The sequence below is a fragment of the Methylosinus sp. RM1 genome, from assembly GCF_011378635.1.
Classification (GTDB): Bacteria; Pseudomonadota; Alphaproteobacteria; order Rhizobiales; family Beijerinckiaceae; genus Methylosinus; species Methylosinus sporium.
Genome location: NZ_WOVC01000011.1, coordinates 86,650 through 111,757, shown reverse-complemented (window position 1 = coordinate 111,757; position 25,108 = coordinate 86,650). Strand labels below are relative to the sequence as shown.

Sequence of the window (25,108 nt, the reverse complement as noted above, 5' to 3'; positions counted from 1 at the left end):
GAAGCAATATTTGAGCCGTCAGCCGGCGGCTTGCGCCTCTTCCGCCGGAGCGGCGGCCAACTGCTCGGCGGGCTGCTCTTGCTGCTGCTGCTCTTGCTCCTGCGCCGCGGGCTTGCGGCCATAGGTGACGATCCAGAGCCCGGCGCGGATCTGCTCGATCGCCTCATAGCCGGCGCGCGTGAAATAGGTTTCCAGCTCCTGCGGCGTCGAGGTCTTGCTGATCTGCGCTGGCCGTTCGAAGGGCGGCACAGCGCAATGTTCCTCGAAGAATTTCCAGCCGAGATCGGAGGTGATGTCCACATTGTCGACGAGCATACGTCCGCCCGGCCGCAGAATGCGGAAGCCTTCCTTGATGTAGCTGTAGCGATCCCATTCCTCGAGATGCATGAAGACGACCGTGCTGTAGACGACGTCGACCGAAGCGTCCGGAACATTGGCGAGGTCGAAACCGCTGGTCGGGATCGTGCGCACATTGTCGAAAGCGGCGAGGCGCTGGCGAATATGGCCGAGCATATTCTCGGCGACGTCGACGCCGATCCATTCCTTGCAGATCGGCGCGAGCGCGGCGCCGACGCGGCCGACGCCGGCGCCGATCTCCAGCACCACATCGTCCGGGCCTATGCCGACATAGGACTGCAGCATCTCGCGCGTGCCCTCGCCCATCTGGCGATAGACCTCTTCGTCCGTATAGCCGCTGACCGCCATTTTGGCGTCGTCCTGCGAGACCGAGACGGAATTCCAGATCGTCTTGTATTGGCTGCGATTGAGCTTGACGTGCTCGACGGGCAGCGGCTCGTTCTTCAACCCGACCAGGGAGCGGAGCGCGCGCGTGAGGCGTTTGCCGAGGGGGAGCTGCTTGGTCTTGTCCTGAATGCTCATGCCATTCCTCTATACGAGTCGCGTCCTCTACGAGAGGCGCGCCATTCCTCTGTGACGCGACGCCCGCTGGCGGCGCCCTCGTCGGGGGCGGGCGGCGGATGAAAGAGCAGGGCCCCGCCGCGCCGCGAGACGTCGTCAGACTTCGGCGGGACGCCGTCTGGCGAAGACAGAAAATGTCGGAAGCGTGTTGCCCGCTGTTCCGATGATGTCGTCCAGCACGGTGATCTCTTCATAGCCGAGCGCGCGGAGCGCAGCGAGAACATCGTTCCTGTGCATCCAATTCGGGAAATCCATCGATCCTCCGCAAAAGGCCACGCTCCGATCGCCATAGCCGCGCGCATAGAGCCGCATGTCGAGACCTTCGAAACGCTGCGTCGCGCTCGGGGCGAGCCTGTCGTCGTCGACGATCACGGTCCAAAGATAGATCGCGTCGGCGCGCTCCGACATGGCGCGCAGCAGCCGCAGCGGATCGCGCATGTGATAGAGCACGCCGCTCGCGACGATGAGATCATAGCGCGTCTCGGTCTGCTCGAGCCATTGCACGAAATCGCCGAGATAGAAGCGCGCATTGGGAAAATCGAGGATTTCCCGCGCCACCAGACATTTGAGGAAGGCGAGTCGGTTCGCCTCCACGGCGTCGACATGGGCGCCGGCCTTCGCGAGCATATAGGTGTGCGAGGCCTCCAGCGGGCCGAGCTCGAGCACCGCACGGCCGGAAAGATCGCCGAAACGTTCCATGGCCCAAGTGATGCGCGGATCGTCGAAGGTCGGCAGCTTTCCGGCGGAAAGGCCATATTCGACCGGAAAATGGCAGCTCCAACCCGGAATTGCGTCGACGGCGTTCTGGAACGACGGCGCGCGCGTCTCATCCCCTGAAAACAGATCTGTGACCGGAGCCTCCTCTGAGCGGGGGCGCGGTCTGAACCAATCTCGTCCTATCAATGCGAAAACCTCGCCTTTCGAATCCTGGCCGCGCCGGAGCCCCTAGCACATATTCGGCGACGGCGCTCGTCCGTGCGCCGCCGCGCTCCGGGGCGCCGTTCTCGCGGCGCTGCGTCTTGCAGCGCGGCTTGCGCCCGCGCCCGGCTCCCCCCATGTTGACGGCGACTTTCCGCCCCCCTCGGAGCCCTCATGCTGCAAGCCGCTCTGGACGCCGCCCGTCAAATCTTCTCGCCGCCGTTCCGCAATGTTCTGTTCAAGAGCCTCGGCCTGACTTTCGTCCTGCTGGCGCTCGCCTGGACCGGGCTGGACAAGGTCGCGCTCTCTTTCCTCACCGTCGACAATTACTGGTTGCGAACGATCGTCACTTTCGCGACCGGCGCGGGGCTCGTCTTCGGGCTCGCCTTTCTCATCGCGCCGATCTCCATTCTCGTGGCGGGATTTTTCCTCGACGATCTCGCCGATGTGGTGGAGGAGGAAATCGATCCGCTCGGGCCGCGCGGGCGTCCGCTGCCGCCCGGCCAGGCGATGATCATGGCGCTGCGCTTCGCGTTGGTCTCGGCGGGCGTAAATCTCGTCGCCCTGCTGCTGCTGCTCGTGCCGGGCGTCAACGCCATCGTCTTCGTGCTGGCCAACGCCTATTTGTTCGGGCGGGAGTATTTCGCCTTCGCCGCGACGCGCTATTGCTCGCTGGAGGAAGCCCGCGAGCTGACGCGCCGCCATGCGACGACTTTGTTTCTGGCGGGATTGTTCATCGCCGGCTTCGTCGCCGTGCCGGGGCTCAACCTGTTCACGCCTCTGTTCGGCGTGGCCTTCATGGTGCGGATGCACAAGACGCTCGCCGCCCGCGCAATGGCGCGGGCGCGCTGAGCGCCTTTGGTCCGGGCGCGTTTTTAAAAAGCCGAGCGGCGTCCGCTTCGGCTCGAAAACGCGCTTTGCCGCTCAAGCCAGCCGCTGCGCCTGATATTGGCCGGTCTTGCGATAGCGATAGAGATAGGACGGAACGATCGCCTCGATCGCCGTCGGGGCGATCCCCAGGCCCTCGAGCGTCAGCCCGGCGGCCTCGGCCTGCGCGGAGACGACATTGTCGTGCCGCAGCAGCTCCACCTGATCGACGGTCGTCGTCAGCAGGCTGGGGAAAAGGCCGAGCGAGAGGCTGTGCAGCGTCTGCGTGACGCGCGCGATCATCGCTCCGGTCGCGAAGGACAGCGGCAGGATTTTGACGTCGCGCTCGGTGATCTTCAGCGCATATTCGACGATGGCGCGGAAGGTCTTCACCTCCGGCCCGCCGAGCTCATAGGTCGCGCCGGCCTGGGCGCGGCCGTCCACGGCCAGCGCCACCGCCTGCGCCACGTCGCCGACATAGACGGGCTGGAAGCGCGTCGCCTCGCCGATGACGGGCTCGACCGGCAGATAGCGCGCCAGAGCGCCGAATCGGTTGAAGAACTGATCTTCCGGGCCGAAGACGACGGAAGGACGCAGAATCACCGCGCCGGGGAAGGCGGCGCGAATCGCCTCCTCGCCCTCCGCCTTGGTACGGGCGTAGACGGAGCTGGAATTCTTGTCCGCGCCTATGGCCGAGACATGGACGAGATGCTTCGCGCCCGCCGCGACGGCGGCCTCGGCGATGGTCTTCGCGCCCTGCGCGTGCAGAGCGGAGAATTTCTGCTTGCCGCCCTCGGCCAGCACGCCGACCAGATTGACGACGGCCTCGGCCCCGCGCACGGCGGCGGCGACGGAGGCGGGATTGCGCAGATTGGCCTGCACCGGGAAAATCTGCCCCACCTTGCCCAGAGGCTGCAGGAAAAAGGCGAGGTCCGGCCGCCGGCAGGCGACGCGCACGCGCCAGCCGTCCCGCGCCAGGGCCGCCACCACATGGCGCCCGATGAATCCCGACCCGCCGAACACCGTCACGATCCGCCCGGCATCCTTCACATCTGCGCTCATTCTTCGCCCCACGCCGATTCGCTCGGAGCGCTCGAAAATATCGCTCCGTTTCGGGCGGATGCTCTAGCGCGATTTGGCCGGAAAGGGAATGCGCCGCGCGAGCGTGACCGAAGCATGTCGAGCGCCATTGACAAGCAGAGCGTCCGCCTCGTAAGAGAGCCGCGTTGCCCAGGTGGCGGAATTGGTAGACGCGCTGGTTTCAGGTACCAGTGGTGAAAGCCGTGGAGGTTCGAGTCCTCTCCTGGGCACCAAATCGAGACATCGGCATTGGCTGATGTCCAAGTTCGGCGCCTCCCCCGTGAAGAGCGCTGTTTCATTCCCATAATCGAGATCGATAATCGGGGCGCTTGCAAGAGAGGCGTCGCGGGCTCAGAACCGGACGGCGCCGCGCGGCCTGCTTCGCGGGCGGGCTTTTCCGGGGACATATCATGCGACGCGCTCTCTCTGCCTTTCTCGCGCTGCTGGCTCTCGCGCTTCTCTACGCCGGCTACGCCTTTCTCTCGCTGCGCCAGCTCGAGGCCGGCGTGAGAGCGGGCGACGCTGCGGCCATTTCGGACCATGTCGATTTCCCCGCCGTGCGCGCCTCGATCAAGGAGCAGCTGGGAACCATCGTGATGTCGCGCGCGCTGGGGGAGACCGACAAGAGCCGCAACGCTGGCGCGCGGCTGGGCGCCGGCCTGCTGGCGGCGCTCGGTCCCGCGCTCATCGACACGGCGGTGGACCGATTCGTCTCGCCGTCCACCATCGGCGCCCTGCTGGCGCGGCGCGCCTCCGCGCCCCAGCCCGGTCCGGAACCCGAAGGCGGCGCCGAAGCCGGCGGGACGAATGAGCTCGATCTGAGGCGCTTCGCCGATCGTTTCGAGCTCGTGTCGCCGACGCGGTTTCGCATCACCCACAAGGATGGCGTCGCCATCGTCTTCGCTCTCGCCGATTGGACGTGGAAGGTCGCCGATATTCGCATTCCGCCGGAGAGTCTGAAAAAGATCATGCGTCCGGATGCGGGCGAGCGCCCGTGATCTCTCCATGAAAGGCTCTCCTCGCCTTTCCATCGCGAGCTTGCGCGCCGGTCTCGTTTCGGCGGGTCGCATTCCCGATTGACGCGGGCGGGCGTCGCGTTAAGAGCTTTCTTCATGACGAAGACGCACAAGGGCGCCGCGCTGCTCGGGCGGAAGACGGCGCTGCCCAATTCGCCGGACGAGGCCGAGCTCGACCTCGTGGCCAATCCGCATCCGGGTGAGACCTATCTCGTCCGCTTCGTCGCGCCGGAATTCACCTCGCTCTGCCCAGTGACCGGTCAGCCGGATTTCGCGCATATCGTCATCGATTACGCGCCGATGGAATGGCTCGTCGAATCGAAATCGCTGAAGCTCTATCTCGGCAGCTATCGCAATCACGGCGCCTTCCACGAGGATTGCACCATCCGCATCGCCAAGGATCTGGCGGCGGCGATGACGCCGCGCTGGCTGCGCATCGGCGGCTATTGGTATCCGCGCGGCGGCATTCCGATCGACGTCTTCTGGCAGACGGGCGAGCCGCCTGCGGGACTCTGGCTGCCGGATCAGGGCGTGCCGCCCTATCGCGGGCGGGGCTGATCGCTCTATCGCAGCGCCTTCGCCAGCCGATCGAAGGCTAAAAGCGCCTCGAGCAGCGCCGGCAGATCGCGCAGCGCGATCATATTCGGCCCGTCGGAGACGGCGCTGTCGGGATCTGGATGCGTCTCGATGAAGAGGCCGGCGACGCCCACCGCCACAGCCGCCCGCGCCAGCACGGGGACGAAGCGCCGCTCGCCGCCGGAGGCCGCGCCGAGCCCGCCCGGCTGCTGCACGGAATGGGTGGCGTCGAAAATGACCGGGACGCCGGTCGTCTCGGCGAGAATGGGCAGCGCGCGCATGTCGGAGACGAGGGCGTTATAGCCGAAGCTGGTTCCGCGCTCGGTCGCCAGCGCGCCGGCGGCGCCCTCGGCGCGCAGCTTGTCTATGGCGTGGCGCATGTCCCAGGGCGCGAGAAACTGGCCCTTCTTCACATTGACGACGCGCCCTGTGCGCGCCGCCGCCGCGAGGAGATCGGTCTGGCGGCAGAGGAAGGCGGGGATTTGCAGAATATCCGCCACTTCGGCGACAGGCGCGCATTGCGCGGCCTCATGGACGTCGGTGAGGACGGGAAGGCCGAAGCGTTCCTTGATCTCGGCGAAGATCGGCAGAGAGGCGGAAAGGCCGAGGCCGCGCCCCGAGGCGCCCGAGCTGCGATTGGCCTTGTCGAAGGAGGCTTTGAAGACGACGCCGATTTGCAGCCGAGCGGCCAGCTCGGCCAGAGCCTGCGCAATTTCGAGGCCCTGCGCGCGGCTCTCCAGCGCGCAGGGGCCGGCGATGAGGGCGAGCGGCAGATGATTGCCGAAGGTCACGCGGCGCAAAGGCGCGCCGACCGTGACTGTGAAGAAATCCGCCGCCGCTTTGCTCATTCGCGGGAGCTTATCACTCGCGCCCGCGGGATCGAAGCGCGTCGCGTCATTCGGCGCTGGAGGGTGCGGCGAGAGTCGCCCATGTCTGCGCGATCGTGACCTCGTAAGGCGTCGTCGGCCGACCGATCAGCGCCCTGAGCTGGAGGCCGTCGTCGAACACCGCGCCCGTCGCCGCGCCGGCGTCGGCATCGGCGAGCAGAGCCGCGAATGCTTCCGGCAGGCCGGCGCCGATGAGAGCGGCGGCGAAATCGGCCTCGGGCAGGTTCTGATAGTCGATCTTCCGCCCCGCGGCCTCGCCGATCGCCGCTGCGAATTGCCCGAGCGTATAGGCGTCGTCTCCGGCCAGCTCATAGACGTGGCCGGCGTGATCTTCGCCCGTCAGCACGGCGGCCGCGGCCTCGGCGTAATCGGCGCGGGCGGCGGAGGCGATCCGGCCCTCGCCGGCGCTGCCGATAAAGACGCCATGCGCCAGCGCCGGAGCGATGGAAGCGGCGTAATTCTCCGTATACCAGCCGTTGCGCAGCAGCACGAAAGGCGTTCCCGAGGCGCGCAGGAGCGATTCCGTCTCGCGATGCTCCTGCGCCAGCGCCAGCGGCGAGACATCGGCGTGCAGCAGGCTCGTATAGGCGATGAGCCCGACGCCGACCCGCGTCGCCGCCTCTATGACATTGCGATGCTGAGCCGTTCGCTGGCCGATCTCGCTCGAGGAGATCAGCAGCAGCCGATCGACGCCCACGAAGGCCGGGGCCAGCGTCTCCGGCCGGGAATAATCGGCGATGCGCAGCTCTATCCCGAGGGCGGAGAGATCGCGGGCGGCGTCGCTGTCGGTCCGGCGCACGCCGGCGACGATGCGCGTCGCCGGAACGCTTCGCAGCAGTGCGCCTATGACGAGCCGGCCGAGCTGGCCGGTCGCGCCGGTGACGAAAATGCGCGGCTGAGCGGGGGAAGTCATAACAGCGTTCCTTTCGGGTTCGTTTCTGATACAAGGTCTCTAACCGAGACCGAAGAGCCCGTGAAGGAGGCAGTTTTTTGGGACCAGGCGACGCCGAGGGAACCATCGCCAATGCGCGGGAGGAGCTCGCGCGCAAATTCGAGGCATGGCGAGAGGTGGCGCTGGATGCGAGCCGCTGTCCGGTGCGCGATGTGCTGGATCGCGTCGGCGACAAATGGACGACGCTGATTTTGATGGCGCTGGCCGGCGGGCCGCAGCGCTTCGGCGCGCTCAGCCGCGCGGCGCCCGATATTTCCAAGCGCATGTTGACGCAGACGTTGCGCACGCTGGAGCGGGACGGGCTGGTCGCGCGCAGCGTCTATCCCACCAAGCCGCCGAGCGTGGATTATCGGCTGACGCCGCTCGGCGTCGCCATGATGGAGCCGCTCGCAGCGCTCATTCGCTGGGCGGAGCAGAGCCATTCGGCGATCGTCGCGGCGCGGCGGCGCTTCGACGAAGGACCGGCCGAAGAGAGCGCGGCGTGAGCCGGGCGCGCGTCAGCCCGGCGCGCGTCAGTCGGGCTCTCGGGCCTCGGTCGGGGTCACTTTCAGCACGGTGATGCGATTGCGCATCTTGCGCAGCACCTCGAAGCGGAAACCATGGAAGTTGAACACTTGGCCCGCCTCGGGAATGGCCGCCGCCTCATGGATGACGAGGCCGGCGATCGTCGTCGCCTCCTCGTCGGGCAGGCTCCACTCCATCACGCGATTGAGATCGCGTAGCGGCACTGCGCCGTCGACGAGCACCGAGCCGTCCGGCTGCTGCCGCACGCCCTGCATTGCGAGATCATGCTCGTCGCGAATGTCGCCGACGATCTCCTCGAGAATGTCCTCGAGCGTGACGAGGCCCATCACCTCGCCATATTCGTCGACGACCAGCGCGAAATGCGTCTTGCGCTTCAAAAACGCTTCGAGCTGATCCTCGAGCGTCGTCGATTCCGGCACGAACCAGGGCTCGAGCGCTATGTCGTCTATGTCGAGCTGGGAGAAGTCCGCCTTCGCCGCATCGAGCGCGCGCAGCAGGTCCTTCGAATGGATGACGCCGATGAAATTATCCGGCCGGTCGCGCCACAAGGGCATACGCGTGAAGGGCGAGGCGAGCACCTCGCGCACGATCTGCTCGGGCGGAAGATCGGCGTCGATGGTGCGCATTTTGGTGCGATGGATCATCACATCGGCGACATGCAGCACCTGAAGATCGAGCACGCCGCCGAACATGTCGCGCCAATTGCGCTCGACGGTTCCCTCCTCGTGCATGATGTCGACGGCGCTCTTGAGCTCGTCATAGGGCGAGAGCAGCGTGCGGCCATGGCCGATCTCGACGCCGACGAGCTTCAGCACGCCGCGCACGAAGGCCTCCACCGCAAAGAGCAGCGGGCCGAAGACGGCGACGAAGACGCCGATGACGCGCGCGACGCGCAGCGACAGCCGATCGGGATGGTTGATCGCCACGGTCTTGGGCAGCACTTCGGCGAAGACCAGCAGCAGCGCCGTCATGATGATGGTGGCGTAGACGGCGCCGCTCTCGCCGGTGAGATAGACGAGCACGCTGGTGGTGAAGGCCGAGCCGCCGATATTGACCAGAGTGGAGCCGAGAAGCAGCGCCGCGATCATGCGGTTGCGCTGGCGCAGCAGACGATTGACCAGCGCCGCGCGATGGTCGCCCTCCTTCTCCAGCGCGTGCATATGCGCATGGGACGCCGCTGTCAGCGCCGTCTCGGAGGCCGAGAAGAAGGCCGAGAGCAGCACGCACAGCAATACGACTAGTGTCGCGACCCAGATGTCGACATTCTCCAGGCCAGCCTCCGCTCCGCCGTGCATGACGCCCCTATTCGCGCGCGATTTCGTCTTTGAGGAAACTGCGCAGCTGGTCCACGTCTATGCCCTTCTCGACGAAGGAGCGTCCGATGCCGCGCGCGAGAATGAAGGTGAGCGCGCCTTTCTCGACCTTCTTGTCCTGGAACATGGCGTCGAGCATGGCGTCGGCGTCGTCGCGCCAGCCGGAAATGTCGCGAATGCGGGTCGGCAGGCCGACGCGGGTCAGATGGCGGCTGACGCGTTCGGCGTCCTGCTGGCTGCAGAGGCCGAGCCGCGCCGAGAAGCGGAAGGCGCAGACGAGGCCGATGGCGACGCCCTCGCCATGGACGAGGCGCTCGCCGTCGTAATGCACGAGCCGCTCCAGCGCATGGCCGAAAGTATGGCCGAGATTGAGCAGAGCGCGGTCGCCCTGCTCGGTCTCGTCGCGGGCGACGATCTTGGCCTTGGAGCGGCAGCTCACCGAGATCGCCTCGACGCGGGCGGCGCGGTCGGCGAAGACGGCGGAAGCGTTGTTCTCCAGCCATTCGAAGAAGAAGGCGTCGTCGATGAGGCCGTATTTGACCACTTCGGCGTAGCCGGCGCGGAACTCGCGCAGCGGCAGCGTCGCCAGGGCGTCGACATCGGCCAGCACCAGCGCGGGCTGATAGAACGCGCCGACGAGATTCTTGCCCTGCGGCGTGTTGATGCCGGTCTTGCCGCCGACGGAAGAGTCGACCTGCGCCAGCAGCGTGGTCGGAACCTGCACGAAGCGGGAGCCGCGGCGCACGCTCGCCGCCGCGAAGCCGGCGAGGTCGCCGACCACGCCGCCGCCCAGCGCCAGCACGACGTCGCGCCGCTCGATGCGCGCCTCCAAAATCTCTTCGCAGACGCGCTGGAAGACCGGGAAGGATTTGGACGCCTCGCCCGGCTCGACGACGATGGAGACGGTGCGAATGCCGCTTTTCTCGAGGCTCTGGCGCAGCACGGGCAATTGCAGCCGGGCGACATTGGCGTCGGTGACGACGGCGCAGGCCGCGCCCGGCGCGACGCGGGCGAGATGCTCGCCCGCCTGCTCCAGCAGCCCGGCGCCGATGATGATGTCATAAGCGCGGCCGCCGAGCCCCACTTCGACAGTCTGCGGCTCGACGGGGGCGGGCGGCGTTCGTGACGTCATGAATCGATCGAATCCTCGTGTGGTCGCGCTCTCCGGCGCGCCATGCGCCCATGCGAGCAGCGCCGCGATCGTCTCTTCGACCATCACCTCATGGGGCACGTCGCGGGAGAGCACGGCGATGTCGGCCTGGCGATAGACGGGATAGCGCTCGTCCATCAGCCGGCGCAATACGGCGGCGGGGTCGCTGGTCTGCAACAGCGGGCGGTCGCCCTTGCGGCGCACGCGGCGCAGCAGAACCTCATGAGCGGCGTCGAACCACAGCGAGACGCCGCGCTCCTTCACGCGGTTGCGCGTGGTCTCGTCCATGAAGGCGCCGCCGCCGGTCGCCAGCACGCAGGGCTCGCCGGCGAGCAGCCGGGCGATGACGCGGCGCTCGCAGTCGCGGAAATGCGCCTCGCCATATTTGGCGAAAATATCGGGGATCGACATTCCCGCCGCGGCGGCGACGATCTCGGCGTCGGCGTCCTTGAACGGCAGGCCGAGGCGCTGCGCCAGACGCTGGCCGATGGAGGTCTTGCCGGAGCCCATCATGCCGACCAGCACGAGCGAGCGGCCGAGCAGTGCGCCGCGAATGGCGCGCGCGCTGTCAGCGGGCGGAGTCTGTCCGCCCGGCCGCGCCGCATGGCCGCCGATCGCCTGCACTTTGCTCATGAGGAGTAATCTACACCGCGCCGCCAGGAAATTCAGCCCCCATTTGCTCATGGGGGCAGCAGCGGCTCGAGAAAACGGCGGATGAAACCGAGCATTCGCGGCTCGGCGAGCTCGGCGCGCCGCGCGACCATGCGCACGCCAGCCAGCTCCGGCTTTTTCTGCGAGGCGATATAGGAGTTTACGCGCATTTCCAGCTCTGCGGCGGACAGCGGCGATTGCGCGATTCTCATGCAGGCGACGCGCGGCCCGGCGTAGACGATGGTCCAATCGGGCGAAAGCCGCGCCTCCTGCGGCGCAATGCCGGTTTCTTCCTCCAGCTCGCGCAGCAGATTGGCCTCGAGATCGACCATGCCGTCGCGCAGATCGCTCGGATCCGGCGTGCCGGCGGGAAAATAGATCGCGCCGGCGGCGGAATGATCCGCCCCCATCTCGCCGAGCAGAAAGGCGCCGTCGGCCGAGCGCAACGCCGGCATGGAGAAGCAATTGTAGACGCCGGCGTCCGGAAAGCCGAAATCCCGCCAGGCGAGGAAACGCGAGAAGCGCGTCTCGAAGAATTTGACGCCGAGCGCCGTCTCGCCGCGCGAGACGCTGTGCGCGAGCAGCACGGGGCCGTCATAGAGCGCCGGCACGGCGGCGCGGCGCTCGGCCCAATGCGCGTCGATCTCCGCGCCGCGCAGCCGGTCGAAGGCCCAGTCATGCGGCTCGAGGACGCAATGCAGGGCCGAGACGCCGACGATCTCGACTTCGCCGCTCATAGATCCAGATCTCCGCGCTGCACTTCCACCGCATGGCCCGCCACTGTGACGGCGACGAGCGCGCCCGCCTCGATTCGCGAGCCGAGGATGATGCGGGAGGGGCGGCCCATGGCGTAGCCCTGCTCGATGACGAATTCATGCTCGCCGTCCTCGGGCGCCTCGAAGGCGTGGGCGACTCCGGCGAAGGCCGCCGCCGCCGCGCCGGTCGCCGGGTCCTCGCCTATGCCGACGCCATTGGCGAACATTCGGGCCGCGACCGCGCTCGCCGGCTCTACTGTCTCACTCGTGTAGAGATAGGCGCCGATGCGCTCGCCCAGCAGCGCGGCGAAGGCGGCTGGGTCCGGCCGCGCGCGATCCAGCGCCGCGCGCGAGCGGATCGGAACGAAGACGAGCTCCACGCCCGCGGAGAAGGTCGACGGTGCGTGACGGCCGAAGCCGATCTCCTCGCTTTCGAGGCCGAGCGCTTTGGCGAGCGGCGCCGGCTCCGGCGACCATGCGCCGCGAACCGGCAGGCGCGGCGCCGTGAAGCGCGCGAGAATGGCGCGCGAGGCGTCCCTCACCACATCGCAGCGGACGAGGCCGATCTCCTCCTCGAGCGCGATGACGATTCCATTGCGCGTCAGCATCTCGGGCGCGCGCTGCGTCGCCAGCAGGATCGCCGCGCCGATCGTCGGATGGCCGGCGAAGGGCAATTCGCGCAGCGGCGTGAAGATGCGCAGCCGCGCGGTATTGATGGAATCGCGTGGCTCCAGAACGAAGACCGTCTCGCTCAGATTGAACTCGCAGGCGATGGTCTGCATCGTCGCGCTGTCGAGCCCGTCCGCGCCGAGCACGACGGCGAGCGGATTGCCGGCAAAGCGCGTGTTCGTGAACACGTCGAGCGTGGAGAAGCGCAATCGCATGGTGCTGACGCAGGCTCGCTCAAGGCCAGGGCGGATCGCCCTGAATGGAGAGGATGGTGATCGAATCGCGGAACTCGATCAATTCGACGATGAGGCCATTCTCGAAGCGTATGAAATCGGCGAGATCGACGCGGCCCTCGAGGCCTGTGCCGCGATGGCGCCAGCGGATGCTGCGCCGCATCGCGACGCCGCCGGAGTCGATGATGACATCGTCGATCTGCTGCTCAGATTGAGCGAAATCGATATTGATCGCGCGCAATATATTCAGCAGCGCGTCGACGCCGAAATGGCGGCCGGCATAGGGGATGCGGGATTTGTCGCCGACGAATTCGCAGACGACGTCCTGCGCGCAGAAGTCCCGGACGACGCCGAAATCGCCGTTTTCGGCGGGCTGCCGCGCAAGCAGCTCGACGCGGCGCCGGATTTCGTCGCGATCGAGCCCGGGCGGAGGGCGAGAGAAAAAATCTTCGCTATTCGTCATGCAACGCCTCGATCCGCGATTATCGGGCCGCGATTATCGGGGCCGAGGATCGTCCCGCTCGATCAGCGCCTCGGCGGCGGAGCGTCCCCAGCTGTGATAGTCGAGATATTCGAACATCTCGACCACCTTCCCGTTCCGCCAGTACAGGAAATGCGCCATGTCCAGCGTCGCCGTGCGGCCGGAGTTGCGATGGCGCCAGGAGTTGCGCCATCGCACCGATGATTTCGGCCCATCGACGAGGATCGCCAGCACCTCGCCGCCGAGCGGCTCGTAATTGACGTCGGTCAGCCGAATATTCTCCTTGAACGCGTCGCGGCCATGGAGAACGCCCGGAAGAAACAGGCCTTCCTTGGTGCCGTGATAGCGCACGACGACATCGCGTGCGAAGTAGCGCATCATCTCGTCGATCCGGCCCGACATGCGCAGGCGCGTGATCTCGAAGACGTTGCGTCTCAATTCGCGACGATGCTCTTCGTCAGGCTCGTCGATTTTCGGCTGCATCGCGCTTCCCCGTCATGAGGGCGGCCGTCTCTCCGCGCCTCTTTCGACGATGCGTTCGATCCGAGCTGGGCGTCGTGATCGTCTCCTTTAGAAAAAAGGATCAGTTGCGGTCCTTGTCGACCAGCCGGTTCTTGCCGATCCAGGGCATCATGCCGCGCAGGCGTCCGCCGACTTCCTCGATCGGATGAGCGGCGTTGCGGGCGCGGGTGGCCTTGAAGGACGTCTGGCTGACCTTGTTCTCGAGCATCCAGTCGCGGGTGAACTTGCCGGACTGAATATCTTCGAGCACGCGCTTCATCTCGGCCTTGGTGTCCTTGGTGATGATGCGCGGACCGGTGACATATTCGCCATATTCGGCCGTGTTGGAGACCGAATAATTCATATTGGCGATGCCGCCCTCATAGATGAGGTCGACGATCAGCTTCACCTCGTGCAGGCACTCGAAATAGGCCATTTCCGGCGCATAGCCGGCCTCGACCAGCGTCTCGAAGCCATTGCGGATCAGCTCGACGAGGCCGCCGCAGAGCACGACCTGCTCGCCGAAGAGATCGGTCTCGCATTCCTCGCGGAAGGTGGTCTCGATGATGCCGGCGCGGCCGCCGCCGATCGCCGAGGCGTAGGAGAGGCCGAGCTCGAGCGCATTGCCGGAGGCGTTCTGATGCACGGCGATGAGGCAGGGGACGCCGCCGCCCTTCAGATATTCGCCGCGAACCGTGTGGCCGGGGCCCTTGGGCGCGACCATGATGATGTCGAGATCGGCGCGCGGCTCGATGAGATTGAAGTGTATGTTGAGGCCATGGGCGAAGAACAGCGCCGCGCCGGATTTGAGATTCGGCGCGAGCTCGGCGGCGTAGATCTCGCCCTGCAGCTCGTCCGGCGTCAGCATCATGACGACATCGGCCCATTTGGCCGCCTCGGCGACTTCCATCACCTTGACGCCGGCGCCCTCGGCCTTCTTGGCGGAGGCGGAGCCCTTGCGCAGCGCGACCGCGACCTCGCCGACGCCCGAATCCTTGAGGTTCAGGACATGGGCGTGGCCCTGGCTGCCATAGCCCACCACAGCGACCTTCTTGCCCTTGATCAGATTGATGTCGGCATCCCGATCGTAATAGACGCGCATATTCTCGCTTTCCCCCACAGGACGACAGAGCCGTCGTTCGGCTTCAAGAGTTCCTCGACCGCCGGGCGGTCCCGGAGGCCTGTCTTTCCAGCTTGATTTTACATTGTTTTTCCGTCGGCTCGGGAAGACGGTCGAGGCGACGGGCAATTCCGCGGGACCTTTCTACGCGCCCATGGCGTGAAGGTCAAAATCTCGAGGATCGCCCGATCAGATCGGGTCCGGCCCGCGCGAGATCGCCGCGACGCCGGTGCGCGAGACCTCGACGAGCCCGATCGGGCGCATCAGATCGACGAATTCATCGATTTTATTCGGCTTTCCGGTCAGCTCGAAGATGAAGCTCTCGGTCGTGGCGTCGACGACGCGGGCGCGGAAGGCCTCGGCCAGCTGCAGCGCGGCGTTGCGCTCCTCGCCCTTGCCCCTCACCTTGACCATGGCCAGCTCGCGCTCGAGCGAGCGGGCGGAGACGGTGAGATCGGTGACCTTGTGAACCGGCACCAGCCGCTCGAGCTGATGCTGAATCTGCTCGATCGTCTCCGGCGTGCCGGAGGTAACGACGGTGATGCGCGAGAGATGCTCGCCATGGGCGACCTCCGCCACCGTCAGGCTCTCGATATTATAGCCGCGGCCCGAGAACAGGCCGACGACGCGCGCCAGCACGCCCGGCTCATTGTCGACCAGCACGGCGAGCGTATGCGTCTCCACATTGGAGCGCGACGTCGGCGAGGAATAGGGCGAGGGCGGGGAGAGGGGAGCGTTCATGTGTCCGTTTCCAGCGAATAGCGAGTAGCGAGTAGCGAATAGTCGACGCAGGAGCAGCTCTATTCGCTACTCGCTATCTCGCTATTCGCGCTCGTCTCACACCAGCATCTTGCCCTTTTCGTCGATGATCGAGCCGAGCTCGATTCCGGCGTCGTCGGAGAGGTCGGCGAGCAGCATGTCGTTATGCGCCTTGCCCGAGGGGATCATCGGGAAGCAATTCTCGCCCTTCTCGACGAGGCAGTCGAAGATCACCGGCCCGTCATAGTCGATCATCTCCTGGATCGCGCGATCGAGATCGGCGGGGTCGGAGCAGCGAATGCCCTTGGCGCCGAAGGCCTCCGCGAGCTTCACGAAATCGGGCAGCGCCTCCGAATAGGAGTGCGAGTAGCGTCCGCCGTGCAGCAGTTCCTGCCACTGGCGCACCATGCCCATATATTCATTGTTGAGGATGAACACCTTGACCGGCAGGCGATATTGGATCGCCGTCGACATTTCCTGAATGTTCATCAGAATGGACGCCTCGCCGGCGATGTCGACGACCAGCGATTTGGGATGCGCGAGCTGCGCGCCGATCGCCGCCGGCAGGCCATAGCCCATGGTGCCGAGCCCGCCGGAAGTCATCCAGCGATTGGGCTCGTCGAAATGATAATGCTGCGCGGCCCACATCTGATGCTGGCCGACCTCGGTGGTGATGTAAGGATCGCGATCCTTGGTCAGCGCATAGAGCCGCTGCACGGCGTATTGCGGCTTGATGACCTTGTCGGAATTGCGGAAGGCCAGCGACTTGCGGTCGCGCCATTCGTCGATCTTCTTCCACCAGGCGTCGAGCGGCTGCTTCTCGGCGTGCATCGCCTCGGCGCGCCAGATGCGCACCATGCTCTCCAGCACATGGCCGCAATCGCCGACGATCGGCAGATCGACCTTCACATTCTTATTGATCGAGGAGCGATCGATATCGATGTGGATTTTCTTCGAGCCGGGTGAGAAGGCGTCGAGCCTTCCGGTGATGCGATCGTCGAAACGCGAGCCGACGGCGATCATCAGATCGCAGTCGTGCATGGCGTTATTGGCCTCGAAAGTGCCGTGCATTCCCAGCATTCCGAGCCAGTTCGGCCCGGAGCCCGGATAGGCGCCGAGGCCCATCAGCGTGGAGGTGATCGGGAAGCCGGTCAGCGAGACCAATTCGCGCAGCAGCGTCGAGGCGGCCGGGCCGGAATTGATGACGCCGCCGCCCGTGTAGAAAATCGGCCGCTTGGCGGCGGCCATCATCTTCACCGCGCGGCGAATGGCGTCCGTGTCGGCGTCGAGCTTGGGCTGATAGGTCTTGTGATGCACATTGCGCGGGCCGGTGTAGGTCCCCGACGCGAATTGCACATCCTTCGGAATGTCGATCACCACCGGCCCCGGCCGCCCGCTGGAGGCGACATAGAAGGCCTCGTGCAGGATGCGCGGCAGATCGGCGATATTCTTCACCAGATAATTATGCTTGGTGCAGTGGCGCGTGATGCCGACCGTGTCGCATTCCTGAAAAGCGTCGGAGCCGATGAGATGCGTCGGCACCTGGCCGGTGATGCAGACCAGCGGAATGGAGTCCATCAGCGCATCGGTGAGGCCGGTGATGGTGTTGGTGGCGCCGGGGCCGGAGGTGACGAGCAGCACGCCCGGCTTGCCGGAGGAGCGGGCGTAGCCCTCCGCCGCATGGGCCGCGCCCTGCTCGTGGCGCACGAGAATATGCCGCACCTTCTCCTGGTGGAAGAGAACGTCGTAGATCGGAAGGACGGCGCCGCCGGGATAGCCGAAAAGCACTTCGACGCCCTGATCCTTCAGGGCCTCGACCACCATTTCCGCTCCGGTCATTTGCTTCGCCATTCTCTCCAGCTCCGCTTTCCTCGACCCTCGAGACGTAGGGCGCGCGGGCGCGCCCCCATAGGCAATAAAAAAGGCCCCCTGGAGGGCCTCGGATAAGCGCCAGCGGCGGAAGCTCGGGATCAGACCCGCTCCGTCTCCAGCGCCCTGCCTACGAGAAGAATGCCCTTCACGGCCCGCTCCAGGTGAAATACCGGATCAGACGTTACGGGAGACGACCGCAGGGGTCAAGGCGATTCCGCGGGCAAAGAGGCGATCGGCGCGCGCGCCGGTCTCCTGAGCTTGGCCGGCGCGGCGAATTCGTGTACGCCTCCGTCGCCCCCCACCAGAACGAGTCGAAGATGAAGCGCTTTTTCGAATCCTTCCTGTTCATGTCGCGCTGGCTGCTCGCGCCCTTCTTCGTCATGCTGGCGGTGGGGCTCTTGGAGCTGCTCTATAAAGCCGGCGTTCATCTCTTCGAGGCGACGGCGCATCTCGTCACCGCCACCGAATCCAATATGACGCTGCTGGTGCTCGATCTCATCGACATGACGCTCACCGGCGCGCTGGTGGTGACGGTCATGCTGTCGGTCTATGAGAATTTCGTCTCCAAGGTCGATACGGACAGCCAGCCCGGCTGGCCGGACTGGATGGGCTCGATCGATTTCTCCGAGCTGAAGCTGAAGCTGCTCTCGACCATTGTCGCCATCTCGGCGATCAAGCTGCTCGAAGCCTTCATGGACGTGCCGCATATGAGCGACCGGGATCTGTATTTCTATCTCGGCATTCATCTGACCTTCGTCGTCTCGACGCTGGCCTTCGCTCTGTCGGAGCGCCTCGCCGGCGGCCATGGGACCAATCACGGCGAGCAAGGGCATTGAGGGCGCCGTAGCGCCCGCTCAGCGTTTCTTCACGAATTCCGTGCGCAGCACCAATCCTTTGATGGTGTCGTGCCGGCAGTCGATCTCTTCCAGATCGTCGGTGAGGCGGATCGAGCGAATCACCGTGCCCTGCTTCAACGTCTGATTGGCGCCCTTCACCTTCAGATCCTTGATGAGGGTCACGGAATCGCCGTCGGCGAGCGCATTGCCGGCCGAATCCTTCACGACTTTCGCCTGCGCCGCCGCCGCGGCGAGTTGCGACGCCGGGACCCATTCGCCGCTCGCTTCGTCATAGACATAGTCTTCGTCGTCGGCCACGCGAACCTCTTTCCTGTGAGAACGCCGCACGCGAGAGAGCCGCGCATCGGGATGCGCTCTCTTAGGCGACCGCGCCGTCCCGGCGCAAGGTGGAGCGGAGCGATGCGTTTCTCGAGGGGCGCGACGCTTCTAGAATCTGCGGCCGGGCGGCGCGAGCGCGCATTTCATCACGGCGATGACGCCGCCATCGTCATATTTCAGCGTGCCGGCGGCTGTGTCGAGCAGGTTGCGAATATGCTGGTCTCGGCATTTGCCGCTCGCGGCGACGCAGATTCGGTCCTGTCCGAAGCTCACTGCATCCTTGTCGACGCTGACCGCATAAGTGACTTTTTGCGTGTCGCTGGAGCCGCTCGCGCCGGAGACATAGCTATCGCCATCTCGATATTCCTCGGCGACGCCATCCTCCCAAATGAGCTGCACGAAGCGCCGGCCGGTGTCGATGTCGATCGCGACCGTTCGACCAGTGCGCCCGCAATCGAGATGAATTTCCGAGGCGAGGGCGTGCGGCGCGAGCAGCAGCGCTAGGGCCGCGAGGGCGTAGAGTCTGGCTTTCATTCCATGTCCCGCAATGCGCGCGCGGCGCGGCCTCGTCAATTTCTCGGCAGAGAGGAGCGCATCTCGTCGCAGGCGCGCAATTGCGCCTCGGTCGCGGACCAATAGGAGATTTCGCAAAGGGCCTGATAGCGGCTGGCGACGAAGATGGACCACAGAAAATAGCCGAAGCCGGCGACGCCCAGCGCGAGCAGCATGTTGCGACTGAAAGCGTTCATGATCGCCCTTCCGCGCCGATCCGGCGTGACGTCCCCGCCGCCTCGATCCTGGCGCTTGCGCAGGACCGGGTCAAGCGCGTTCCCGCCGACGAGCGTTCGCCCGTCCCCTGGGGAAGAATGTGCTCGCTTATTGCGCGGCGTCGAGTTGTGGCCGCAAGGGGATCAGCGCCACCATGAAGCGTGACAGCTCGCGCGAGACTTCCGGGTCGCGCTTCAGATCGACGAGGCCGCGCGGCGTGGGGATCGGCTGGCCGTGCTCGAGCGCGACATCGACCCACAGCGTCAACGCCTCGACGGCGTTGGCCATCGCCTCGTCGAGACTATCGCCCGCGGAGACGCAGCCGGGCAGATCAGGGAACCAGACGCCGACCGCCTTTCCCTCTTCCTCTTCGACAATGGCGATGTAATGGGTCATCGAACTCGTTCAGTCTCTGGGCCAGCCCGCAGCCTTGTAGATCGTCCAGACGAGACCTTGGCCGAGGTCTTTCTTTGGATGCGGCAGGGGGATTATGGCGCCGGTTTTCGGATTTCGAAAGACATGGTGCGATCCCGTGACGCGGACCAACACCCAGCCTTTTCGAGACGGCGTTTGATGTCGCGGCTATTGGTGAACATGAGGCGCCTTCGAAGATCATCGATGGCGACCTATTGATTACATCGGAACGAATAGAGCAAGTAGCCTTCGGTTTTTACTTAGGTCTTTAATTTGATGGGAGCGGGGCGGCCGCAGGGAGGAGACGGCCGCCCCGGCCGGACGCTCAGAAGAAGCCGAGCTTGTCCGGGCTATAGCTGACCAGCAGATTCTTCGTCTGCTGGTAGTGATCGAGCATCATGCGATGATTCTCGCGGCCGATGCCGGACTGCTTGTAGCCGCCGAAGGCCGCATGGGCCGGATAGGCGTGATAGCAATTGGTCCATACGCGTCCCGCCTGCACGGCGCGGCCGACGCGATAGGCGCGGTTGACGTCGCGCGTCCACACGCCGGCGCCGAGGCCGAAGATCGTGTCATTGGCGATCGCCACCGCTTCTTCGTCGGTGTCGAACACCGTCACCGAGACGACGGGTCCGAAGATCTCCTCCTGGAACACGCGCATCTTATTGTTGCCGGCGAGCACTGTGGGCTTCACATAATAGCCGCCGGAAAGATCGCCGCCGAGCTCGGCGCGACCGCCGCCGATCAATATGTCCGCGCCTTCCTTCTGGCCGATGTCGATATAGCCGAGGATTTTCTCCATCTGCTCCTTGGAGGCCTGCGCGCCGATCATCGTCTTGGCGTCGAGCGGATCGCCCTGCACGATGGCGCCGACGCGCTTCACCGCCTTCTCGATGAATTTGTCATAGATGCTTCGCTGCACCAGGGCGCGGCTCGGGCAGGTGCAGACCTCGCCCTGATTGAGCGCGAACATGGCGAAGCCTTCGAGCGCCTTGTCGAGAAAAGCGTCGTCCTCCGCCGCCACATCGGCGAAGAAGATGTTGGGCGATTTGCCGCCGAGCTCCAATGTCGCGGGGATGAGATTGCGCGCGGCATATTCGCCGATCAGCCGTCCCGTGCTGGTCTCGCCGGTGAAGGCGATCTTGGCGATGCGCGGCGAGGAGGCGAGCGGCTTGCCGGCCTCGAGGCCGAAGCCGTTGACGACATTGACGACGCCCGCCGGCAGAAGATCGCCGACGATCTCCGCCCATACGAGTATCGAGGCGGGCGTCTGCTCGGCCGGCTTCAGCACCACGCAATTGCCGGCCGCGAGCGCCGGGGCCAGCTTCCACGCCGCCATCAGCAAGGGAAAATTCCACGGAATGATCTGCCCGACGACGCCGAGCGGCTCGTGGAAATGATAGGCGACCGTGTCGTGGTCGAGCTCCGATATGCCGCCTTCCTGCGCGCGGATCGCGGAGGCGAAATAGCGGAAATGATCGATGGCGAGCGGAACGTCCGCCGCGGTCGTCTCGCGGATCGGCTTGCCATTGTCCCAGCTCTCGGCTTCCGCCAGCGCCGCGAGATTTTGCTCCATGCGATCGGCGACCGCGTTGAGAACGCGCGCGCGTTCACCGACGCTGGTTCTGCCCCAGGCGTCCTTGGCGGCATGGGCGGCGTCGAGCGCGATTTCTATGTCGGTCTCGTCGGAGCGCGCAACCTCGCAGAGAATCTGTCCGTTGACCGGCGTCACATTCTCGAAATAGCGGCCGGCGCGCGGAGCGACCCAGCGGCCGCCGATGAAATTCTCATAGCGCGCCTTGAATTTGGGCGTAGCGGAGCGGAGGAATTCGGGCCTCGTCATGACGTTTCCCCTTGACTGTTTCACGCGCCTTTGCGGCGTCGGGGGAAATCATCCGCCCGCGCGGCCGGCTGCGCCAGTGGGGGAAACGCAGGAATGGCCTCGAGGTGTCGCAGATTTGCGACAGTCGGGACGGAATCTAATGTCCCTGCGACAATCCGAGCCGGCCGAGCTTGCGGTGCAGCGTGGCGCGGCTGACGCCGAGCAGGCGCGCGGCGGCGGTGACATTGCCATTGGCGCGGGCGAGGGCGCGGCGAATGGCGCCGCGCTCGGCGTCTTCCAGCTCGGCGTTTTGCAGCGTGGCCTCCGCCTCGCCGCCGCCGGCGAGAAGATCGGCGGCGGGAAGCTGCGAGGCTATGCGCGCGTCGGTGACGCCGAGCTCGAGCCGCGCCGCGCGCGTCGCGCCGATGACGAGATCGTGCCGATCGACGGCGAGCAAGGCCGCGCCGCGCTCGGAGGGCGCCGTCAATATGCGCGCGCCGGCGAAGGCCTCGCGGAAATGCGCGGCCTCGATCGCCCGCGCGGCCTCCGCGACAGCGACGGCGACGAGCGCGACCACGCCGCCGGGGAGAGATTCGCGACTGCTGGAGACGTCGAGGGCGGCGGCGAGCCGCCCCTCATGATCGTAGATCGGCGCCGCGGCGCAGCTCAGCCCCGTGTTGCGCGTGTGGAAATGCTGATCGCGATGAATGGTCAGCGCGCGGCCTTCGGCGAGGCAGGCGCCGATCGCGTTGGTGCCCTCGCGCGCCTCGCTCCAGACGGCGCCCGGACGTAGGCCACGCGCGTCGAAATCCGGCGCATCCGACTCGGCGCTGCGCCGCTCGAGCGGCACGCCCTCGATATTGCTGAGCAATGTGCAGCAGCCGAGTTCGGCGACAGCCGCGAACAGGCGGTCGAGCGGCTTGCGCGCCGCACGCAGCAGCGGCGCGAGCCGCTCCCGCGCGTCCTGGAGCGCCGCCGCTTCGATCAAATCCGGCGCGCGGCGCGCATCCGGGTCGAGCCCATGCAGCGTGACGCAGCGCCGCCATGAAGCGGCGACCGCCGAGGCCGCGGGCGCCGCATCGTCATCGATGACCGAGCGGACCCGGTCGATATGGCTCACCTCGCGCCGTTCCATTCCAGGCTCTCCCATGGGAGGACGAGTCAGCATAGCGCGGCGCGCGGATGCTTTCACCTCCCTTGCGTCCGCTCGGCGCGCTGCGCGAATGCAGTTTCCAGCCGAAGTGGACACCGGTTCGGCGTTGGAAACGCGTCAAAACAAAGGACTAGAGTCTGGTAGGCGAGGCGCGAACCGTGACCGCCGCGGCGCGGTGCGGTTTGTCGCGCCCATGGGCATTATGCGGAGGGTTTACCGAAATGTTTACTATATTGATGCGTAATTCCCTTCCATAGCCGGTGCAGCTCACGTCAGTCGAACGAAAAGATTCGACGTGTCGAGTGCACAAATACTCTAGCTGTAGTTACGTAGAGCGGACAAAAAACCGCCAAATTGTAACTTCAGTTTCTCGAACGTTCAGGGGTCTGAGAGTTGATCCTCGTTCTGGGCGCGGGTGGCGTAGTCGATCGGCTTCACATGAAGCTCTCCGACAGTGTGCGTAACGGAAGTGTTTCCGAAAGTGGGGGTGGATGCGTAAGAATCCCGGTGAACGATCCTTGCTCAATTCATTGTCGCGCCGTGAAATATCTCGCCGCCTTCTGATCTCGACTCTGTTCGTCGCAGGCGCCCTCACAGTGGGCGGTCTCGCGGGTCTCGCCATGCGCAGCGCGGAAGAGACGGCCGCGCCATCGGCTGCCGCGTTCGAGATCGACTCCCCCGCCGAGACGACGGCCTCGATCGAGGCGCCGTCCTTCTCCATTCCTTTCGGCGTGCTGGTCGGCGATCTGCGCTCGCATGTCGCGCCCAAGACGGTGGTCGCCGCGCTGGAGACGCCCCATTCTTCGCCGTCGCCTTTGGCCGCGACGCCGGCTCCGCCCGCCGCGCAGCGGATCGCGGAGGAGGAGGCGGACAGCGCGCCGCTGCCGCCGCCGCGTCCTTCCGAATTCGGCCTGCGCGTGCACATGCCCATCATCCGCAGCGCGCGAAAGACGGCCTCCGCGCCGGCGCCGGAAGAGGATAGCCGCTCCTTTTTCGAGAAGGTCTTCGGTCCCTTACGGCCGACTGGCGAGGCGCTCGCCTATGCGGCGCCGGAGACGGGGCTGTTCGACGGCCTCCGCAATGTGACGCGCGGCAATCCGACGGCGGCTTATGACAATCAGACGGCCGTCTACGACATCAGCGGACATACGGTCTATCTGCCGGACGGCACGCGTCTCGAGGCGCATTCGGGCCTCGGCGACAAATTCGACGATCCGCGTTTCGCGCATGTGCGGATGCGTGGCGTCACGCCGCCGCATACTTACGATCTCACCTTCCGCGAGCGCCCGTTTCATGGCGTGCGCGCGATCAGGCTGACGCCGATCGGCGGCGAGGGCGCCATCTTCGGCCGCGCCGGCCTGCTCGCGCATACCTACATGCTCGGTCCGCGCGGCGATTCCAACGGCTGCGTGTCGTTCAAGAATTACGCCGCCTTCCTGCGCGCCTTCGAGCGCGGCGAGATCAAGCGCCTCGTCGTCGTCGGCAAGCTGTGAGCGTTCCCGCTCGAAGCAATCGTTCCCGAGGAAGCAATGGTTCTTTCCTCCTGATGCGAAGGACTGCGACCCTTCCCCCTCATGCCGAGGAGGTCGCGCAGCGGCCGTCTCGAAGCACGAGGGGGAGCTCCTATTGGGCCGCATGTGAAATTTCCCACATGCTTTAGAGACGTGGCCCGCTCGCCGCTCCTCGGCATCGATCGTTTTCGGTTTTCACAATCACAATCCCTTCGGCTCGTCGAATGCCGGTAGCTTGCGGCAGCCGAGCGCGCCATATTCCTCGACGCGCTTGCGCGCTCCCGGCGTGCCGCGCCGCGGCGGATCGAGCGCGATCCAGGAAAACAGCGTGAAGGCCGCGTCGCAGGGCTTGCCCACGGCGACATAGGCGTTGGCGAGATCGACGAACACGCGCTCATGCACTTTGGCGCGATCGTGGAACAATTCGATCGTCGTCTTATATTCGCCGATCGCGGCGTCATAGCGTTTGGCGGCGAACAGCGCCCTCGCGCGCAGATAATGAAAATCCGCATAGATCGGCTGTTCGGAGATCAGCGCGTCGGCGATCTTCAACGCGGTGTCGGCGTCGCCGATGCGCAGGAACAATTCGCCGGCGCGGCCTTTCTCCATGGCGCTGTCCGGGCAGGCCGCGGCAAAGCCGCCAAAGCTTCGCGCCGCGACGCGCTCCTCTCCTTCGGCGATCAGCGCCTCGGCGAGAGCCGTGATCGCGCGCTTGTCGCAGGGCTCGCGCAGCAGCTTGGCGAGCTGCGTCGAGATTTTCGGAGAGGCGACCAGCCGCGCGCGCAGCGGCTCCATCTCCAGCCGGGCGTAGACGGGCGCAAATTCGTCGGCCGGGGTCGGCGCGCCGACGGCGTTCGCGGCCGTATAGGCCTCGCGGCGCAAAAAATCGCCGAACTCGGGCGCGACGACGACAGCGAGGCCGAGAGCCCCGGCGACCGCCGCGACCACGCCGATCCAGAGTCGGCTCTTTTCCGGCGAAGGCGGCGGGGCGATGCGGTCCCCGCGATCGATCTCCATGGTCC

Annotated in this window: 28 protein-coding genes and 1 tRNA gene; 7 read left to right on the top strand and 22 right to left on the bottom strand. The window is 65.8% G+C overall.

Annotated features, from left to right (window positions below; all coding sequences use genetic code 11):
• Positions 1–18: 18 nt before the first annotated feature.
• Both FMZ75_RS10275 and FMZ75_RS10270 read right to left on the bottom strand, forming a co-directional pair.
• The gene (locus FMZ75_RS10275) at positions 19–879 is read right to left on the bottom strand and encodes a class I SAM-dependent methyltransferase (RefSeq protein WP_142864136.1); all 861 of its coding nucleotides are present in this window, start codon (positions 877–879) and stop codon (positions 19–21) included.
• Between the two features lie 135 nt (positions 880–1,014).
• The gene (locus FMZ75_RS10270; RefSeq protein ID WP_166142618.1) at positions 1,015–1,821 is read right to left on the bottom strand and encodes a bifunctional 2-polyprenyl-6-hydroxyphenol methylase/3-demethylubiquinol 3-O-methyltransferase UbiG; all 807 of its coding nucleotides are present in this window, start codon (positions 1,819–1,821) and stop codon (positions 1,015–1,017) included.
• Between the two features lie 189 nt (positions 1,822–2,010).
• Here FMZ75_RS10270 and FMZ75_RS10265 point away from each other — a divergent pair, with 189 nt between their 5' ends.
• The gene (locus FMZ75_RS10265) at positions 2,011–2,688 is read left to right on the top strand and encodes a sulfate transporter family protein (RefSeq protein ID WP_166142616.1); all 678 of its coding nucleotides are present in this window, start codon (positions 2,011–2,013) and stop codon (positions 2,686–2,688) included.
• 72 nt (positions 2,689–2,760) lie between these two features.
• Here FMZ75_RS10265 and FMZ75_RS10260 read toward each other — a convergent pair whose 3' ends face one another.
• Positions 2,761–3,765, bottom strand: coding sequence for a complex I NDUFA9 subunit family protein (locus FMZ75_RS10260; RefSeq protein WP_142864133.1), 1,005 nt, complete (start codon positions 3,763–3,765; stop codon positions 2,761–2,763).
• 166 nt (positions 3,766–3,931) lie between these two features.
• Between FMZ75_RS10260 and FMZ75_RS10255 the strand changes: the two genes are divergently transcribed.
• The 3 genes from FMZ75_RS10255 to queF all read left to right on the top strand — a co-directional run bounded on the left by FMZ75_RS10255 (position 3,932) and on the right by queF (position 5,357).
• Positions 3,932–4,016, top strand: a tRNA-Leu gene (locus FMZ75_RS10255).
• Between the two features lie 177 nt (positions 4,017–4,193).
• Positions 4,194–4,781 (top strand): DUF2939 domain-containing protein, encoded by a 588-nt coding sequence (locus tag FMZ75_RS10250; RefSeq protein WP_166142614.1) that lies wholly within the window; start codon positions 4,194–4,196, stop codon positions 4,779–4,781.
• 114 nt (positions 4,782–4,895) lie between these two features.
• The gene (gene queF / locus FMZ75_RS10245) at positions 4,896–5,357 is read left to right on the top strand and encodes a preQ(1) synthase (protein WP_166142612.1); all 462 of its coding nucleotides are present in this window, start codon (positions 4,896–4,898) and stop codon (positions 5,355–5,357) included.
• A 5-nt stretch (positions 5,358–5,362) separates the two neighbouring features.
• On the opposite strand, the gene kdsA is transcribed toward queF, so the two are convergent.
• The gene (kdsA, locus tag FMZ75_RS10240) at positions 5,363–6,223 is read right to left on the bottom strand and encodes a 3-deoxy-8-phosphooctulonate synthase (protein ID WP_166142610.1); all 861 of its coding nucleotides are present in this window, start codon (positions 6,221–6,223) and stop codon (positions 5,363–5,365) included.
• A gap of 46 nt (positions 6,224–6,269) precedes the next feature.
• Positions 6,270–7,175, bottom strand: a complete 906-nt coding sequence (locus FMZ75_RS10235; RefSeq protein ID WP_166142608.1) for an SDR family oxidoreductase — start codon at positions 7,173–7,175, stop codon at positions 6,270–6,272.
• 77 nt (positions 7,176–7,252) lie between these two features.
• On the opposite strand from FMZ75_RS10235, the gene FMZ75_RS10230 reads away from it, so the two are divergent.
• Complete coding sequence (locus FMZ75_RS10230; protein ID WP_166142606.1) at positions 7,253–7,699, top strand: helix-turn-helix domain-containing protein; 447 nt, start codon at positions 7,253–7,255, stop codon at positions 7,697–7,699.
• A 27-nt stretch (positions 7,700–7,726) separates the two neighbouring features.
• On the opposite strand, the gene FMZ75_RS10225 is transcribed toward FMZ75_RS10230, so the two are convergent.
• The 9 genes from FMZ75_RS10225 to FMZ75_RS10185 all read right to left on the bottom strand — a co-directional run bounded on the left by FMZ75_RS10225 (position 7,727) and on the right by FMZ75_RS10185 (position 17,222).
• A complete protein-coding gene (locus tag FMZ75_RS10225; RefSeq protein WP_207783374.1) occupies positions 7,727–9,034 on the bottom strand; it encodes an HlyC/CorC family transporter in 1,308 nt (435 codons plus the stop codon).
• Positions 9,035–9,041: 7 nt separating this feature from the next.
• Positions 9,042–10,835, bottom strand: a complete 1,794-nt coding sequence (aroB, locus tag FMZ75_RS10220; protein WP_166142604.1) for a 3-dehydroquinate synthase — start codon at positions 10,833–10,835, stop codon at positions 9,042–9,044.
• 47 nt (positions 10,836–10,882) lie between these two features.
• Positions 10,883–11,590 (bottom strand): NUDIX hydrolase, encoded by a 708-nt coding sequence (locus FMZ75_RS10215; RefSeq protein WP_142864127.1) that lies wholly within the window; start codon positions 11,588–11,590, stop codon positions 10,883–10,885.
• On the bottom strand, positions 11,587–12,492 hold the full coding sequence (locus FMZ75_RS10210; RefSeq protein ID WP_108917322.1) for a PhzF family phenazine biosynthesis protein: 906 nt from the start codon (positions 12,490–12,492) through the stop codon (positions 11,587–11,589). The genes FMZ75_RS10215 and FMZ75_RS10210 overlap by 4 nt, the downstream gene beginning before the upstream one ends.
• Before the next feature lie 19 nt (positions 12,493–12,511).
• A complete protein-coding gene (locus FMZ75_RS10205) occupies positions 12,512–12,973 on the bottom strand; it encodes a nuclear transport factor 2 family protein (protein ID WP_142864126.1) in 462 nt (153 codons plus the stop codon).
• A 33-nt stretch (positions 12,974–13,006) separates the two neighbouring features.
• Positions 13,007–13,474, bottom strand: coding sequence for a nuclear transport factor 2 family protein (locus tag FMZ75_RS10200; protein ID WP_108917324.1), 468 nt, complete (start codon positions 13,472–13,474; stop codon positions 13,007–13,009).
• Between the two features lie 100 nt (positions 13,475–13,574).
• Positions 13,575–14,594: a ketol-acid reductoisomerase gene (gene ilvC, locus FMZ75_RS10195; RefSeq protein WP_108917325.1), complete on the bottom strand. Its 1,020-nt coding sequence runs from the start codon at positions 14,592–14,594 to the stop codon at positions 13,575–13,577.
• 207 nt (positions 14,595–14,801) lie between these two features.
• Positions 14,802–15,353 carry an acetolactate synthase small subunit gene (ilvN, locus tag FMZ75_RS10190; RefSeq protein ID WP_024881200.1) on the bottom strand — a complete coding sequence of 184 codons (552 nt, stop codon included), beginning with the start codon at positions 15,351–15,353 and terminating at the stop codon, positions 14,802–14,804.
• 96 nt (positions 15,354–15,449) lie between these two features.
• Positions 15,450–17,222 carry an acetolactate synthase 3 large subunit gene (locus FMZ75_RS10185; RefSeq protein ID WP_142864124.1) on the bottom strand — a complete coding sequence of 591 codons (1,773 nt, stop codon included), beginning with the start codon at positions 17,220–17,222 and terminating at the stop codon, positions 15,450–15,452.
• Positions 17,223–17,560: 338 nt separating this feature from the next.
• On the opposite strand from FMZ75_RS10185, the gene FMZ75_RS10180 reads away from it, so the two are divergent.
• Positions 17,561–18,079: a YqhA family protein gene (locus FMZ75_RS10180; RefSeq protein WP_166142602.1), complete on the top strand. Its 519-nt coding sequence runs from the start codon at positions 17,561–17,563 to the stop codon at positions 18,077–18,079.
• Between the two features lie 18 nt (positions 18,080–18,097).
• Here FMZ75_RS10180 and FMZ75_RS10175 read toward each other — a convergent pair whose 3' ends face one another.
• The 7 genes from FMZ75_RS10175 to FMZ75_RS10145 form a co-directional block, all read right to left on the bottom strand.
• Positions 18,098–18,397: an alkylphosphonate utilization protein gene (locus FMZ75_RS10175; RefSeq protein WP_166142600.1), complete on the bottom strand. Its 300-nt coding sequence runs from the start codon at positions 18,395–18,397 to the stop codon at positions 18,098–18,100.
• 129 nt (positions 18,398–18,526) lie between these two features.
• Entirely contained in the window at positions 18,527–18,952 is a 426-nt protein-coding gene (locus tag FMZ75_RS10170; RefSeq protein ID WP_108917329.1) for a hypothetical protein, read from the bottom strand.
• A gap of 35 nt (positions 18,953–18,987) precedes the next feature.
• Positions 18,988–19,167, bottom strand: a complete 180-nt coding sequence (locus FMZ75_RS10165) for a hypothetical protein (protein WP_108917330.1) — start codon at positions 19,165–19,167, stop codon at positions 18,988–18,990.
• Between the two features lie 127 nt (positions 19,168–19,294).
• Complete coding sequence (locus FMZ75_RS10160; protein ID WP_166142598.1) at positions 19,295–19,582, bottom strand: type II toxin-antitoxin system HicB family antitoxin; 288 nt, start codon at positions 19,580–19,582, stop codon at positions 19,295–19,297.
• Between the two features lie 9 nt (positions 19,583–19,591).
• Positions 19,592–19,735, bottom strand: a complete 144-nt coding sequence (locus FMZ75_RS10155; protein ID WP_166142596.1) for a type II toxin-antitoxin system HicA family toxin — start codon at positions 19,733–19,735, stop codon at positions 19,592–19,594.
• A gap of 190 nt (positions 19,736–19,925) precedes the next feature.
• Positions 19,926–21,443: an aldehyde dehydrogenase gene (gene adh / locus FMZ75_RS10150; protein WP_166142594.1), complete on the bottom strand. Its 1,518-nt coding sequence runs from the start codon at positions 21,441–21,443 to the stop codon at positions 19,926–19,928.
• A gap of 136 nt (positions 21,444–21,579) precedes the next feature.
• Complete coding sequence (locus FMZ75_RS10145; protein WP_166142592.1) at positions 21,580–22,557, bottom strand: helix-turn-helix domain-containing protein; 978 nt, start codon at positions 22,555–22,557, stop codon at positions 21,580–21,582.
• Between the two features lie 536 nt (positions 22,558–23,093).
• Here FMZ75_RS10145 and FMZ75_RS10140 point away from each other — a divergent pair.
• Complete coding sequence (locus FMZ75_RS10140) at positions 23,094–24,068, top strand: DUF2778 domain-containing protein (protein ID WP_246728885.1); 975 nt, start codon at positions 23,094–23,096, stop codon at positions 24,066–24,068.
• Between the two features lie 219 nt (positions 24,069–24,287).
• On the opposite strand, the gene FMZ75_RS10135 is transcribed toward FMZ75_RS10140, so the two are convergent.
• Positions 24,288–25,103, bottom strand: a complete 816-nt coding sequence (locus FMZ75_RS10135) for a lipopolysaccharide assembly protein LapB (protein ID WP_146188376.1) — start codon at positions 25,101–25,103, stop codon at positions 24,288–24,290.
• Between the last annotated feature and the right edge of the window lie 5 nt (positions 25,104–25,108).